8 protein-coding genes are annotated in these 14,599 nt (G+C 66.1%); 7 read left to right on the plus strand and 1 reads right to left on the minus strand.

Features of this window, described 5'->3' with window-relative positions; translation table 11 throughout:
* Positions 1–49: 49 nt before the first annotated feature.
* Positions 50–2,200, plus strand: a complete 2,151-nt coding sequence (locus IPQ13_13405; protein ID MBL0211887.1) for a molybdopterin-dependent oxidoreductase — start codon at positions 50–52, stop codon at positions 2,198–2,200.
* 27 nt (positions 2,201–2,227) lie between these two features.
* Here the strand turns inward: IPQ13_13405 and IPQ13_13410 are convergent, their stop codons facing one another.
* Positions 2,228–3,304, minus strand: a complete 1,077-nt coding sequence (locus tag IPQ13_13410) for an FAD-binding oxidoreductase (protein ID MBL0211888.1) — start codon at positions 3,302–3,304, stop codon at positions 2,228–2,230.
* A 118-nt stretch (positions 3,305–3,422) separates the two neighbouring features.
* On the opposite strand from IPQ13_13410, the gene IPQ13_13415 reads away from it, so the two are divergent.
* The 6 genes from IPQ13_13415 (at position 3,423) to IPQ13_13440 (ending at position 14,595) form a co-directional block, all read left to right on the plus strand.
* Positions 3,423–3,626 (plus strand): cation transporter, encoded by a 204-nt coding sequence (locus IPQ13_13415; protein ID MBL0211889.1) that lies wholly within the window; start codon positions 3,423–3,425, stop codon positions 3,624–3,626.
* Between the two features lie 5 nt (positions 3,627–3,631).
* Positions 3,632–3,925, plus strand: a complete 294-nt coding sequence (locus IPQ13_13420) for a metal-sensitive transcriptional regulator (protein MBL0211890.1) — start codon at positions 3,632–3,634, stop codon at positions 3,923–3,925.
* 7 nt (positions 3,926–3,932) lie between these two features.
* The gene (gene cadA, locus IPQ13_13425; GenBank protein ID MBL0211891.1) at positions 3,933–6,026 is read left to right on the plus strand and encodes a cadmium-translocating P-type ATPase; all 2,094 of its coding nucleotides are present in this window, start codon (positions 3,933–3,935) and stop codon (positions 6,024–6,026) included.
* 74 nt (positions 6,027–6,100) lie between these two features.
* A complete protein-coding gene (locus IPQ13_13430) occupies positions 6,101–8,392 on the plus strand; it encodes a hypothetical protein (protein MBL0211892.1) in 2,292 nt (763 codons plus the stop codon).
* A 42-nt stretch (positions 8,393–8,434) separates the two neighbouring features.
* Complete coding sequence (locus IPQ13_13435) at positions 8,435–11,380, plus strand: PD-(D/E)XK nuclease family protein (protein MBL0211893.1); 2,946 nt, start codon at positions 8,435–8,437, stop codon at positions 11,378–11,380.
* Positions 11,377–14,595, plus strand: a complete 3,219-nt coding sequence (locus IPQ13_13440) for a UvrD-helicase domain-containing protein (protein MBL0211894.1) — start codon at positions 11,377–11,379, stop codon at positions 14,593–14,595. Before IPQ13_13435 ends, IPQ13_13440 begins: the two co-directional genes overlap by 4 nt.
* Positions 14,596–14,599 lie beyond the last annotated feature (4 nt).

A 14,599-nucleotide genomic window follows, 5' to 3' on the forward strand; every position in this document is an offset into this window, starting at 1 on the left:
CTGCATTCAAGAGGCCACCGGTCCGGTCAGAATGGGGCGGGGCGAAACGATGCAATGCCCTTTCCTGGAGAGCCGATTGACCGACCTAGACACCCACTACCGCGCCTGCAATCTCTGCGAAGCCATCTGCGGCCTGGAGATCGCTCTGGATGGAGACAAGGTCGTGAGCATCAAGGGGGACCGGGCGGACCCATTCAGCCGAGGCCACATCTGCCCCAAGGCCGTCGCGCTCATGGATATCCAAAATGACCCGGATCGCCTGCGCGGTCCGGTCAAGCGGATCGGCAAGGGTGCCCAAAGCGAATGGATCGGCATCGGCTGGGACCAAGCCATCAAGCTCGTTTCCACCCGCATCGCGGAGATCCACCGCCTCCACGGTCCCGATGCCATTGCCAGTTACCAGGGCAATCCCAGCGTGCACAACTACGGGTTGATGACCCATGCCAGTCATTTCCTCGGGTCCCTGAAAACCAGGAACCGGTTTTCCGCCACATCCACGGATCAGCTTCCGCATCAACTGGTGTGCTTCTGGATGTACGGCCACCAGCTCCTGGTGCCGGTTCCGGACATCGACCATACCGGCCACATGCTCATGCTCGGCGCCAACCCCATGGCTTCCAACGGCAGCATGATGACCGTGCCGGATGTGGCAAACCGGCTGAAAGCAGTCCAACAGCGCGGCGGCAAACTCGTCGTGATCGACCCGCGTCGCACCGAGACAGCCCTCGTGGCCGACGAGCATCACTTCATCCGGCCCGGCAGCGATGCGGCCTTCTTGTTCGCCTTGCTCCATACGATATTCGAAGAGGATCTGGCCCGGCCCGGCCGCTTGTCTCCGATGCTCGAGGATCTCGACCTAGTGCGCGGCGCTATCAAGGAGTTCACCCCCGAAACTGCTGCGCGCGCGACCGGCATCGGAGCCGATGCCATCCGCCGCATGGCGCGCGAGTTCGCGGCAGCGCCTCGCGCCGCGTGCTACGGCCGGCTGGGCGTTTCCGCCCAACAGCACGGCACATTGTGTCAATGGGCCATCCAGTTGCTCAATATCGTCACGGGAAACCTCGACCGCGTCGGCGGGTCCTTGGTCACCACGCCGGCGGTGGATGTGCTTGCAGGAACCAGGCCCGGCAGCCACGGCCGATGGGTAAGCCGCGTGCGGCGGCTGCCTGAGGTGAACGGGGAGCTGCCCGCCTCGGCCATGGCCGAGGAAATGCTCACTCCGGGGGCCGGGCAGGTGAAGGCGTTCATCACCATCGCCGGCAATCCCGTGCTTTCCACGCCCAACGGACCGCAGCTCGAACTTGCTTTGAACGGGCTCGATTTCATGGTGTCGCTGGACATGTACATCAATGAGACCACGCGCTTCGCCGATGTCATCCTGCCTTCGACCTCGGCCCTGGAACATGATCACTATGATTTGATTTTCAACCTGCTCGCGGTGCGGAACGTCGCCCGCTACAATTCCCCGGCGCTGCCAAAACCAGAAGGTTCGCTGCACGATTGGGAAATCCTGGAAAGGCTTGGCAATGCCCTTGCACTGGAACTTGGACAGGATCCCAGGCCCATGCTCGCGCCCCGCGACCTGCTCGATTTCGGCCTGCAAACCGGGCCTTGCGGGAACGCGAGCCCGCACAAGCTCTCGCTGAAAAAACTGGAGGACAATCCGCATGGCATCGACCTGGGCCCGCTCGCACCGAGTTTCCCTGAGCGCCTGATGACCGAAGGCCAAGCCATCCATTGCGCGCCTCGGGAACTGATGGAGGCCCTGAGCCGATCCAAGGCCGTGCTCCTCGCCGAAGCGCCGCCGGACCAGATCGTGTTGATCGGCCGGCGCCATGTCCGCAGCAACAATTCATGGATGCACAATTCCGACCGGCTGGTGCGGGGCCGGGATCGCTCCGCGATGCTGGCGCATCCCGATGACCTGGCGCGGTTCGGCCTCCAACCGGGGGAAAACGCCCGAGTGGCCTCGCGGACCGGCGAGGTTCTCATCGAGGCGCAGCCATCGCAAGACATCATGCGGGGCGTGGTGAGCATCCCCCACGGTTGGGGCCACCATCGCGAGGGGATCCGCATGGAGATCGCTGCGCGGCACGCCGGGGTCAGCGCGAACGACCTCACGGACGACCAGGCGATGGATGTGGTATCCGGAAATGCCGCGCTGAACGGGGTGGTGGTGAGGGTTGAAAAACCTGGCTAGCGGGAGCTGTGCCCGCCGACCATCCGGTCAATTCATCAGCCGCATGGGTGACAGTTCATGTTCGTCGCGCTGCAGGTACAGCTCTGCGGCGAGCCTTCCCACCGCGAGGCCCGTGGTCATGCCGTGGCCTCCCAGGCCGGCGACCCAGAACAAATTCGGATTGATGGGATCCCAGCCTAGAACGAAGCGCCGGTCCGGCGCGAAGGTGCGGAGGCCGCTCCAGGCGCGGGTGATGCCATGATCCGTGAGGCCCGGCGCCAGCTCGTGCATGGAATCCGCGAGTCGCTCGAAGGCTTTCGGATCGGCATCGGGCTGTTGGCCCCTGGGGGGCAAGGACACCTCGTCCTCGTCGCAGGGACACATGAGCAGACCGCCGCTTTCGGCTTTCAGATACAGCGGGCGGTCCACCCACCAGGCGTAGGGCCGGCTCGAATCATGGGGCTGGTCGCTCCAGGCCAGGTGGCGTCTTAAGGGACGGAAGGGGATCGCGAGCCCGCCCGCCCTGCGTCCCAGTCCGCCCGCCCAGGCCCCGGCTGCGTTGATGATCGTGTCGGTCTGGATGGGGCCTTCGGAGGTTTCCACCCGGAATCCCGTGTCTGCCTTTTCGATGCCGTGGACTTCGCAGCCGTACCGCAATTCCACACCGGCCTCCCGGGCGCCCCCGGCGCAGAGACCCAGCAGGCCGTGCACATCGATGGCCCCATCGGAGGGGACCGAGAGATGGGCGGCCGCACGGCAGCCTTCAAGGCCCGCTCCAGCGTGGCGTTCACTGTCGATGCCCACGTCCCTGGCCTCCGCTTCGATGGCGTCCAAGGCCGAAACCTCGGCCGCCAGGAGCAGGCCTCCGGTGGTGGTCAACAGGCCGGCTTCCGCCAGGCGGTTCCTGCCCTCCACTGCCAGCCGCGTGTGTTCCCGCCGTCCTGTCAATTGGCGCGCGATGCCCGCGTTGTGCCCCGAGGCATAGAAGCCCGGCAGCAGTTCGCGATCCACCAGCAGAATGCGCTGGGCGCGTGGGGCACGGCTCCTGGCGAGATGGAAGGCCGTGGCGAGTCCGGCGATTCCGCTTCCCACCACCAGGATGTCCCACCGTTCCGCCAAGGCCATGGATCCATGATGACAGGGGCCGCCGGCGGGCATGGCCGAGCTCGGAGATATTGACTGCGGCCACGGCAATGATCATACTATTACCCACCCCAGGTGGGGAGGGATAACGGAGACGGCCATGATCACCATCGAAATCAAGGGCATGACTTGCGGCCACTGCGTCAGCGCGGTCAGGGACGCGCTCCAGGGCGTCCCGGGGGTCGAGAAAGTGCTCGACGTGAGCCTGCAATCGGGGAACGCCATGGTCGAGGGTTCGGCGGATCCCTCGGCCCTGGTGAAGGCCGTGGAGGAAGAGGGCTACAAGGCTTCGGTGCGCTCGTGACGGCCGTGAAAGGCCACGCGCATCACGGCTTGAAGCTCGACCTGGCCGTGCGGGCGGACGCCAAGCGGCGCCTGCAATCCATCCGCGGCCACGTGGAAGGGATCCTCCGGATGCTGGAAGAAGATGGCGCCTACTGCGTGGATGTCCTCAAACAGATCAAGGCCGTGGAGGGCGCCCTGGGCCGCGTGGGGGATCTCGTGCTGCGAAGCCACCTGGCTGAACATGTGGTGACCGCCGCGGCGCGGGGGGACGAAGCGCGCATGGTGGATGAATTGATGGAACTGCTCAAGTACCGATGAGGGCCGGATGGACACACGCACCTTTCGAATTGAAGGCATGACCTGCGCCTCCTGCGTGCGGCGCGTGGAGAAGGCGCTGCAGGCGGTGCCCGGCGTGTCCAGCGCCACGGTGAACCTGGCCAGCGAGGAAGCCCTGGTCGCAAGCGAGGGCGTTCCACCCGAAAGACTCGCGCAGGCCCTGGCGGAGCGGGGCTACGCGTTGGTGGTGGATCCGGCCGGCGACGAAAAAAACCGGGAGCTGCGCGAGGCCCTGATGCGGACCCTCCTGGCCTGGGCCTTCACGCTGCCGCTTTTTGTTTCCATGGCGCCCGGGCTGACGCTCCATCTGGACTGGCGGCTCCAGGCGCTGCTCAGCGCGGTCGTGGTCTTCGCGGCGGGCGGCGGCTTTTTCAAAAGGGCCGCGCTCCAGCTGCTCCATGGCGAGACCACCATGGATACGCTGGTGGCCCTGGGCGCGGGCGTTTCCTGGGGCTTCGGGCTGGTGGAGGGCCTACGCGGGGAGCATCACCTCACCTTTGAAACCGCCGGTGCCCTGGTGGCTTTTTTGCTGCTCGGCAAGTACCTGGAGGCCCGCGCCAAGGTGCACACCGGGGACAGCCTGACGTCGCTGTTGGAGCTCGCGCCTTCGATGGCCCTGAGACTGGATGGTGATGGCCATGAAGAAGAAATTCCGGTTTCAATGCTGAAGTCCGGCGACCGTGTCCGGGTCCGGCCCGGCTCCGCCATCCCCGTGGATGGCCTGGTGCTGGACGGCGCGGCGGACGTGGAAGAAGCCTTGCTCACGGGCGAGCCGCTGCCGGTGCCCAGGCAGGCGGGCGATGCGGTCATCGCAGGCGCCTTGGTGCATGGGGGCAGCCTGGACATCGAAGTCCGGGCCGCGGGCCGGGATACCTGGCTTGCGAAACTCGCCCGGCAGGTGGGCGAAGCACGGGCGTCGAAGGCGACGGTCCAGGCGCTCGCCGACCGCATCAGCGCAGTCTTCGTGCCCGTGATCCTGGTGCTGGCGGCGCTCACGTTCGCCGCATGGTGGCTGCACACAGGCGACATCTCCGTGGCCTGGCGGCCCGCGGTGACGGTGCTGGTCATCGCCTGTCCTTGCGCGCTGGGACTTGCCACGCCCGTGGCGTTGACCACGGCCCTGGGCACGGCGGCCCGGAACGGCCTGCTGGTGCGCGATGCGGCGGCCTTCGAACGGTTGGGTTCCATCACTGACCTCGCCTTCGACAAGACCGGCACGCTCACCCTCGGCAAGCCCCTGCTGCGGGAGACGCGCCTTCTTTCCGAGGATGGAAGCGATCTGCTGCGCCTGGCGGCAGCCCTGGAGCGGGATTCCGAACATCCCCTGGCCAAGGGCATCCGGGACGCAGCGAAAGGCCTGGTTCTGCCGACGGTCGCGGATTTCCGCGCCCATCCGGGCGGAGGCGTATCGGGCCTCATCGAAGGCCGCTCCTTCAGGCTTGGCAACGCCGCGTTCATCGGCATCGATTTTCCGGAAGTGCAGTCCGATGCGACGGCGGTGGGGCTCGCGGCCGACACCAGATTGTTGGGCCTGCTCATCCTCGCCGACGCCGTGCGGACAGATGCTCTGGCGACCGTGCAGGCGCTGCAGGCCGATGGCTTGCGCCTTCATCTCTTCAGTGGCGACCGTCCCGAACCAGTGCTGAAACTGGCGAGGGAACTGGGCATCCCCGAGTCGCTCGGCGGATGCACGCCGGGCCTCAAACAATCCCGCATCGCCGAATTGCAGCAGCAAGGCCGCGTCGTGGCCTTCGTCGGGGACGGCGTGAACGATGCCCCCGCCCTGGCCCAGGCCGATGCGGGCCTCAGCCTGCCGGGGCTCGAAGCGGCTCAGGGCGCGGCGCCCCTGAACCTGCTGCGGGAGGGCCTGGAACCCCTGCTCAGCGCGCGGCGCCTGGCCCGGAAAACTCAAGTCATCATCCGCCAGAACCTGGGCTGGGCTTTCGGCTACAACCTGCTGCTGGTGCCCCTCGCCGCCTTCGGCCAGCTGGAACGCTTCGGTGGACCCATGCTCGCGGGCGCCGCCATGGGTCTCAGTTCCTTCACGGTCGTGCTCAACGCGCTGCGGCTGAAGAAGGCGTAACGAACCTTGCTTTCCTTCCGCGCACTACTGGCTGCCAAGGTCCCCAGGGTTCTGGGGCCTTTCCAGGAGATTGAATGCATCTAATCATCCGCGCTATAAGCCTTGCCAGCGTTCTGCCGCTAGCCGCACAGACTCCCGCTCCAAATCCGTATCCGACGGTGATTCAGAATGGGAGATTTGAAGAGGGCAACCTTGGCCAAACCCCCAAGGGCTGGTTGTGCCCGAAAACCTCAATGGATGCTGGCTTCCGAAGCGAACTTGCAGAGGATTCGGCGCTTCCCGGAAAGCGCTGCGCCGTCCTTTTCCGCGACAGCGGCAGTGGAAGTTTCGGGAACATGATGCAGATGCTCGATGCGACGCCTTACCGGGGCAAGAGGATCCGCCTGAAGGGGCAGCTGCGCGTGGACACGAAGAATGATCCAAGGGCGCAAGGACAGGCCTGGTTGCGTGTGGATTGTCCAAATCAGAAGACGGGCTTTTTCGACAACATGGGTGACCGGCCTGTCTCCTCGGCGAAATGGTCGCCGGTGGAGATTGTCGGGGATGTGGCTAAGGATGCGGAACACCTCGCTCTCGGGGTCATGCTGCCGTCCGAAAACGGAAAGCTCTGGATCGCGCCTTTCTCTATGGAAATTCTTGGCGACACCCCCACCATGCAAGTGGAAGGACCCAAGGCGCTGACACCTCGCGGACTCCAGAACCTCGCCGCTTTCACCAAGGCTATGAACTACGTCCGCTTCTTCCATCCGAGCGACCAGGTGGCCAAGGCGGACTGGAACCAGTTGGCGGCTGCGGGCGTGCATGCCACGGAGGGAGCAACCTCAACCTCAGATCTGGCCGGTCGCCTACAGACATTTTTCGCTCCCTACGCTCCAGGCGCGCAGTTTCTTGCCGCGGATCAGAAGCCACAATCCCCCATCCAACCCCAATCCGCGGCGTTCCTGGTGCGGTGGTACCACATTGGCTTTGGCCAGAATCAATCCAACTCTGCCTACAAGAGCAAACGGGAATTCATTCCCATCTCCGAACGCCTTGAGAAAGGCTGGATGGATCCCCTTCCCATCGCGTCCCTGGACTTGGCGGATGGTTTGAAGATGGCGCTCCCATCGGTCTGTTTCGCGAACGCCAATAAGTTGACATTGCCCAAAACCGTGGGTGGACCCAATGAAACGAAAGGGACCCCAATGCCGGAACCTACCGCCGGGAGTTCTGGCAGCGGAGACGACCGCGCCACGCGGTTGGGGGACGTGGCCTTGGCATGGGGCATATTTCAGCACTTCTTCCCCTACTTCGACGTGGTGAAGGTTGATTGGAACGATCAGCTCGATAAAACGTTGCAGGCGGCTGCTCTGGATACGGGTTCGGAAGCCTTTTTGCACACCTTGCGTTCTTTCACGGCCACGTTGAAGGATGGACATGTGAGAGTGTCCTCGCAAGCGAGGGATTCTGAAGCGATCCCCTCCCTTAGCTTGGGATTGGTGGAGGGGTTGCCACTGGTTCAATTCGCGGGAGACAGCGCGAAGGCCATTCCACTAGGGAGCCGGATCTTCTCTATTGACGACGAGCTTGCTGAAAAGCGGATGGCGCGCCTGGCTGCCGAGATCTCAGCCCCCACTGAGGGCTGGATGAACACGCGACTGGCCCGGGAATTACTCGCCGGGAACAACGGTTCCAAAGTCAAAGTGGGTTACCTGACCACCACGGGATCGCGCGGCGAGGCGATTCTTGTTCGCGATACGAATCCGTGGGCGCTGCCCAAGGGCCGGGTGCCGGACAATTTGGCCGAGATCCGGCCGGGCATTTTTTATTTCGATCTGAACCGTGCTTCCGACAAGGATTTCGAGGAGGCTTTGCCGAAGCTCGCTGAAGCCAGGGGTGTCATCTTCGACTTGCGTGGATATCCGAAGATGGGGCCTGTCTTCCTGCAGCACCTTTCAGACAAGCCACTGAAGAGCGCTGGCTGGAACATCCCATTGGTGACGCAACCGGATGGCAAGGGGTGGGAATGGAGGAAATCCAACTGGAACCTCAAACCCAAGACACCGCGCATCAGGGGCAGGGTGGTCTTCCTCACTGGTGGCGAAGCCATCAGTTATGCAGAAAGCTGCATGGGCATCGTGGAGGCCTACAAGCTAGCGGAAATTGTCGGCGAGCCCACAGCCGGGACCAATGGAAACGTGAATCTCATCAAACTGCCCGGTGGATACGCGATCGCCTGGACCGGCATGAAAGTGCTGAAGCATGACGGGAGCCGGCATCACGGCATCGGCATTCTGCCAACAGTGCCTGTGAAGCCTACGCAAGCTGGGCTTGCCGAGGGCCGCGACGAAGTGCTGGAAAAAGGAATCGAAGTTATTTCTAGGTGATCCTGAAAATACAAACCCCAGAATTTCATAGACACTGACTCCATGGCTTTTTCTCCCTTCGAAGGCGTGCTGCTGGATGATCCGCGGGAACCCATTCCGGGGGCGCTGGCGGTGCTGCTCCACTTGCGCGTGGAACGGCAGCTGGCGATGGCCCAGCGGCGGGCCAGGCTGCCGCGGGAGGCGGTCCTGGACCGCTCCAAAGCTTGCCAGGAGCTGCTGCGCCAGGGACTGCTGCCTGGCCAGGTCCGCCAGCTCGCGGGGCAGGGGCTGCGGTTGGGTTCCGCCTCGGATGCGCACAGCCTGGTTTCCCTGCTGGAGCATGTCGACGCCTACCTGGAGGCCGTGGATGCGGCTGGATTTCTGGAGCCTTATCGCGCCCTGTGGGAAGCCGCGGAACGGCAACAGGGCGGCGGCCGGGGCTTTTGGGTGGAACGCGCGGTGGAGGATGGCCCGCTGCTGGCGCGGCTCGACGACCTGGCGCCGCCGCGGTTGCGTGCGCTCATGGCGATGCCCGGGGCCGGCACCGTGCGGTTCCAGCTGGCCACGGAGCGGGGCAGCGGCGCCAGGGGGCTCTTCGACCGCAGGGCTCCGCATCTCGTGGATCAATTGCTGCCCAATCTCGAAACCGCCGCATCGGACCTGGAGCATTTTGAAATTGAAACGCCGGTCGGTTGGGCCGAGAATCCCTGGGGATCCGCGCTGGATGGGCTGTTCGAAGGACCGCTGAAGCTCGATGAGGAGGCAGGGCGGTATTGCCAGCGCGGCCTGCTGCCCACGCCCTTTGCAGTGCTGCGCGCCGCGGTGGAACAGGCCGCGGCCTGGGTCGAAGCGGGAATCGAACCGCATCGGATCACGCTCATCCATCCGGATCCCGAATCCATCGGCGATTTCCTCCACGGCCTGCTGCAAGCCGAAGGGTTGGGCCTGGCTTCGGTTCCCGGCCGCAGCCTGGATCGCGTGGGTCCCTGGACATCCTTGCTTGGCTTGTTCGAAGGCCTGCTGGCCGAGGATCCCCAGTCCATGGCCGAAGGCCTCCTGGCTGCGGAGAGCGGCACTTGGCGGGATCTGGCGGAGGGCCTGATGGCGTTGGACCAGACCGGCGCCGCAGCGATCAGGACGGTTCCGGCCCACGCCGGCATCGCGGAGCCTTGGGGCCGGATCCTGTCCCTGCGCACCCGCCGGGAGGCCCCCGGGGCTTGGGCCGAGATCCTTCAGCGCCAAGGCCTGGGCTTGGGCCTGGTGCGCAGCGGGGATGATTTCTACGGCATCATCGGATTGCTGAAGGAAGCCTGGGGCCAGGAGCGTGGACCCTGGACGCTGGCGGACATGCTCGATGCGCTGCGGGCCTTCCTGGAGGTGGGCACCGAGGCCCCGCAACGCGGCAGTGATGGGGGCATCCCTTTGATTTCACCCTCCGCCTTGCTTAAGGGCTGGCAGGGGGCCCAGGCCACCCTGCTGCTGGACCTCGGGGAAGGGTCCTGGCCCGCTCAGATGCATCCGCCCGCGGACCTGGATTGGGACCGCCGCGCGGCCATCAACACCGCGCTGCGGGCGGCCCCTCAACACGGCGGTTTTCCTCCGGCGCTCCAGGCATTCTGGCTACCCAGAGCCGAAATGGATGAGCGCCTGCCACGGTCCTTCCACCGCGATGCGTTCGCGTTCAACACGGCCCTCGCGCTCACCCGGGAGCGCCTGGTGGCCTTGAGTTCCGCCACCGATGCAGAAGGGCAGGGACGGTCCCAGGGGATTTTCTGGAAAGCCCTCGAAGGCGCCGGGGAATGGCGCTTGGATCCGTCGCGTTCTTTTACGGGGCTCCGCCATCGCTGGGACAGCGGGGCTGGCGCTTTGGACGGGCTGGCGTCGGAGCGGCAGTCAAACCTATGCGTCCAGGATCCGGGAGCCTTCCCGGCGCTGCATGTCCACGCCCCGGAGGCCGATTGGACTCCGGGCTGGTGGATGGAGGGTGGGAGCGAAGACCGGCCCCTCTCGCCCACGCGGCTGGAATCGCTGGCGCGCTGCCCATTCCGCGTGTTGGCGGAACGGGGCCTGGGGCTATCGAGCTGGAGGCCCGGGAAGCGGACCGCGCTGGACGTGGGCACCGTGGCCCACGCGCTCATGCAGCGGATGCTGGAGGGATTGGAGGACGCGGCCCACTGGCCCGAGGCCTTCCAGGCGCGGCACGCCCTGCTGCGGAAGGATGCCTGGACCCTGGAATCCCTGCTCCAGAACCGGTGGGAAGGGGACTCGGAGGCCATCCTCTCGGCCCTGCGCGAGCCGCCATCTCCTCGGGACCGCGAGCGGCTCAAACTTGCGATGGAAGCGTTGATCCCAGGCCTTGCGGAAGGTCTGGCATGGGACCTTGCCCAGGAGGGTCCGACCAAGGCGGAATGCGAATGCCTGGGGCTGGAGGACGGCGAGGACGGTTGGAAGCGCTCCCTCCTGGGGTTGGAATTGGAGATCGCCGCCCAGGACGTGGGACCGGAGCTGGGGCTCGATGGGCCGCTCTGGATCCGCGGCCAGGTGGATCGGCTGGAACGCTGGGCGCAGGGCGCGGATGGGCGCCCTTGTTTCCTGCGGGTGGTGGACTACAAGACCAGCAGCCGCGCGCATCTCGCGGAGTACCAAAAAGACGGCGGCCTGCTGGGCCCGCACCTGCAGCTGCCCCTCTACCAATGGCTGGTGGAGCGCTCCTTTGGAATGCCGGCGACCGCCCTGTTGTGGCCCCTGAAAGAGAGTGGATCCGTCCTTCCGGCGATGTTCGCTGCAAGCGATGAAGAACGCCGCAGCGCCTTGAAAGCGCATGTGAAGCTGCTGGTGGAGCGGGCCAGGGCCGGAGATTTTCCAGCGGTCGCCGGAAACCATTGCGGCACGTGCGCGCTCTCGGCTTTGTGCGGCCGGCCCGTGGATGTGGAAGACGCGGAAGCCGGCGACATGGCTGAAACCGCCGAAGCGGGCGCGATCCCGGCGGCCAGCGGGGCGGAAGCATGAGCCGGCTGCCAGCGCTGAACCTCGCGGATCCGGCCTTGGCCGCAGGACTGCCGGGCCGGTCCCTGGCGATCTCGGCCGGCGCCGGCAGCGGCAAGACCTTCACCCTTGTGGCACTGGTGCTGGGTTTCCTCGGCCGCGATGGCGCCCGGGCCTTCGAGGTCATGGCCACCACCTTCGGCCGGGAGTCCGCCGCGGATCTGAAGGCGCGCATCCTGGGACCCCTCGATAAGCTTGCGCAGTGGGACTGGGACCGCTGGAATGAAGCCCTGGCAGGCCTTCGCACAGGCTGGGAGGCGTGGGACGCGGTGATGGCGGCTGCGCTTGCGCCCGGAGAAATCGCGCTGGCCGCGCGCCAGTGGTCCACCGAAGGCCGGTGGCCGGACTGGGCTTCAACTCCTGAGAAAGCCCGCGCCCACTGGATCCGCACGCGGCGCGAGGCCGAAAGCCTGGAAGTCTCCACGGTCCATGGCGTGGCCCTGGACATCCTGCGCCGCGCCGGCCAGGCCGGTGCGGACCTCCTTACGGCTGATGATCCCCGGATGGTGGCGCTGCTCCGGCGCGCCGGGCGCGAAGTTCTGGAGCTTCCCGTCTCCCATCGAGACCACGGGGCCGCGCGGAAGCTCCTGGGATGGCTGGAGGGCGAGGAGGCCGGCGAGCCCCGCTGGCAGCGCATCAGCGAAGCCTTCGACGCCCATACGGATGCCCTCGGGACTTGGCGCGAGGACACGGACACCGGGGAGACCGCGGACGCTTTCTGGGCGGCGGCTGGCGAATGGGTGGAGGCCTACCGTCCCTTCGGCGAAACCCCGATCAGGGCCGCGAAGGTCACCAAAAAAGGGCAGCCCCACGGGAATTTCATCAGGCATGGATTGAAAAAAATGGCCCCGGCTCCGCCGGCGGATGCACCGCGGCTTGGATGGCTGCGATTCGCAGAGTCGCTGGCAGCAAGTTTTCCGAAGGATGATGGCGAATTTCCAGCCCAGTACCTGTCGGAGGAATTCCTGGAGGCGATGGCCCCCTTGGGCGGAGCGTTGCCGGATCTGCTCGAACATTGGCTGAGCCTCCTGCTGGAGCAGGTGTTCCGCCGCTTCCTCGCCCTGAAGGAGGACCGGCGATGGTTGAGCTACGGGGATCTGGTCCGCCGGGCCCACGCGCATCTGCGGGCGGTTCCGCCCGGACGCCATCCCAGGCTCCTGCTGGTGGATGAATTCCAGGACATCAATCCCGTGCAAGAGGTCTTCCTGGACGCCTTGGACGCAGAGGCCACCGTGGTGGTGGGCGATCCCAAGCAGGCCATCTACGGATTTCGCGGCGGTGTCGCTGAACTGCTGAAGCAGCGCATCGGCAAGGCTGCGGCCCATGGACTGGCCTTCCGCCTGCCGCGCAACCATCGCTCCACGGCGCCGGTGGTGAAGGTGGCCAACACCTTTGCGCAGGACATCGTGCCCCTGCTGGATGCTGGCGCCGCGGACCCGGACGGCGTGCAGGACGACACCGGAACCGCGCGCGGCGAGGCGATGGTGGCGCTGGCGAGGGTGGATTCCGAGCATCCCAAGGCCGCGGATCTCCCCGCCGCGGCGGCCTGGATCGCGGCCCTCGCCGGCGAAACGGGATGGCAGGGCCTCGGCATGAAGGAACTGGCCTGTGCCGGCCCGCGCAGGAGGGCGCTGCTGCTGCCGGGGCGGAACGGCCTGCCGGCCCTCCGGCGCGCGCTCCAGCGGCGGGGCGTGGAACCGCTGGTGCAGACCCGCGACGGATTCTGGGAGAGCCCCGGGGTACGGCTGGTGATGGCCCTGTTGGAATGCCTCGCGCATCCGGAGCGCCCTCTGCCGCTCTTCGCCGTGCTGCGAAGTCCTTGGATTGGCGCCACGGACCGGGAACTGCTGGAACAGGCGGAGCGGTTGCGGGGCGGGCTGCGGGATTCCAGCGCGGCGGCCCTGTCTCCGCCTCAGATGGATGGCATCCGGTGGCTTCAGGGTCTGCGGGGATTGTCCGCGCAGCGCGTGGCTGCCGAAGGCCTGGCGCGTACGGGCTTGCTGGAGTCCATCGCTTCGACGGAAGTGCATGGACGCCTGGAGCCCGAACGGGCGCGCCGCAATCTGGATCAATTCCTGGGCCTGCTCCCCTCCCTTCCGTCGGATGTCTCCTCGGCCTTCTCGGAACTGGACCGCCTGCGGGCGCGGCCCCGGGGTGACGCCCCCGCGGAGGGCGCCGCCGCGAACCTGCTCATCCAGACGGTCCATGCCTCCAAGGGCCTCGAATACGAAGATGTGCTCTTGCCGATGCTGAATTACTCCGTGAAGGGGATTCGCAAAGGGGAAGTCGGAAGGGGTGCCCGGCAGCACCTCCTGCTCGGTTGGAAGCTCGGGAAGCTCCAGGCCTCCGGCTACCGGCGGCTCAAGCAGGAGGAGGACGCCCGGGTGCGGCGCGAAGGGCTGAACCTCATGTACGTGGCCTTGACGAGGGCCCGGCACCGGATGGTGCTGTTGCAGCAATGGAGCTGGGATCCGGCGGCTGGCGCGTTCCAGGCGCCGCCCCCGGCATCGAAGCGCAAAGAGGAAAAGAAGGCATCCAACTGGCAGCACATCGCGTCCGAATTCGCGGCGCGCCTGCCGGACCTCCCGTGCTTCGATGCGCCTCCCGCGCAGCATGGTTCGGCTGCTTCCGAGCCCCGGGCGCCCCGCCAGGCGCCCGGCCATACCAGGCCTCCATCGATTTCCGGAATTCTGGTCCCGTCCGGGGATTCCCCGGAGCGATCGGACCGCAAACGCCAGGGCACCGCGCTCCATGGCCTATTGCGCGACGTCCTCGTGCGGCATGCGATTGATCCTGAAGCCGCCGAAGCCCACCTGCGGGCGAATCCGGCGGTGGCCCGCTGGCCCCAGGCCGCGGACCAGGTCCGGAGGTTTTTAGCGGCGCTCCAGATCCAGGGCTGGGAACGGTTCCCGCGCCGCACGGAATTTCCGCTGCCGGATGCGCGCGGTCCGGGCCGCACAGGCTTCGCGGACTTGGTGATCTGGGAGCCCGACCGCGCGGACCCTGACCGCATCCATCTGGTGGACTTCAAACTCGCGGAGGGTTTCGGGGAATTTGAGCTGGAAGCCTACCGGGTCCAGCTTGGCGGTTACCGCCAGGCCTTGGCGCGCCTGCATCCGGGCATCGAGGTCCGCGCCTGGCTCTACGCCATCGAAGGCGGGCGGTTCATGGAAGCCTGAGCCT

Source organism: Holophagaceae bacterium (assembly GCA_016720465.1).
Classification (GTDB): domain Bacteria; phylum Acidobacteriota; class Holophagae; order Holophagales; family Holophagaceae; genus JANXPB01.

Excerpts from the sequence above, each read along its gene's own strand:
- cadA (MBL0211891.1), top strand. The coding sequence starts at position 3,933 with ATGGACACACGCACCTTTCGAATTGAAGGCATGACCTGCGCCTCCTGC.
- IPQ13_13430 (MBL0211892.1), top strand. The coding sequence starts at position 6,101 with ATGCATCTAATCATCCGCGCTATAAGCCTTGCCAGCGTTCTGCCGCTA.
- IPQ13_13410 (MBL0211888.1), bottom strand. The coding sequence starts at position 3,304 with ATGGCCTTGGCGGAACGGTGGGACATCCTGGTGGTGGGAAGCGGAATC.
- IPQ13_13435 (MBL0211893.1), top strand. The coding sequence starts at position 8,435 with ATGGCTTTTTCTCCCTTCGAAGGCGTGCTGCTGGATGATCCGCGGGAA.
- IPQ13_13405 (MBL0211887.1), top strand. The coding sequence starts at position 50 with ATGCAATGCCCTTTCCTGGAGAGCCGATTGACCGACCTAGACACCCAC.
- IPQ13_13415 (MBL0211889.1), top strand. The coding sequence starts at position 3,423 with ATGATCACCATCGAAATCAAGGGCATGACTTGCGGCCACTGCGTCAGC.
- IPQ13_13440 (MBL0211894.1), top strand. The coding sequence starts at position 11,377 with ATGAGCCGGCTGCCAGCGCTGAACCTCGCGGATCCGGCCTTGGCCGCA.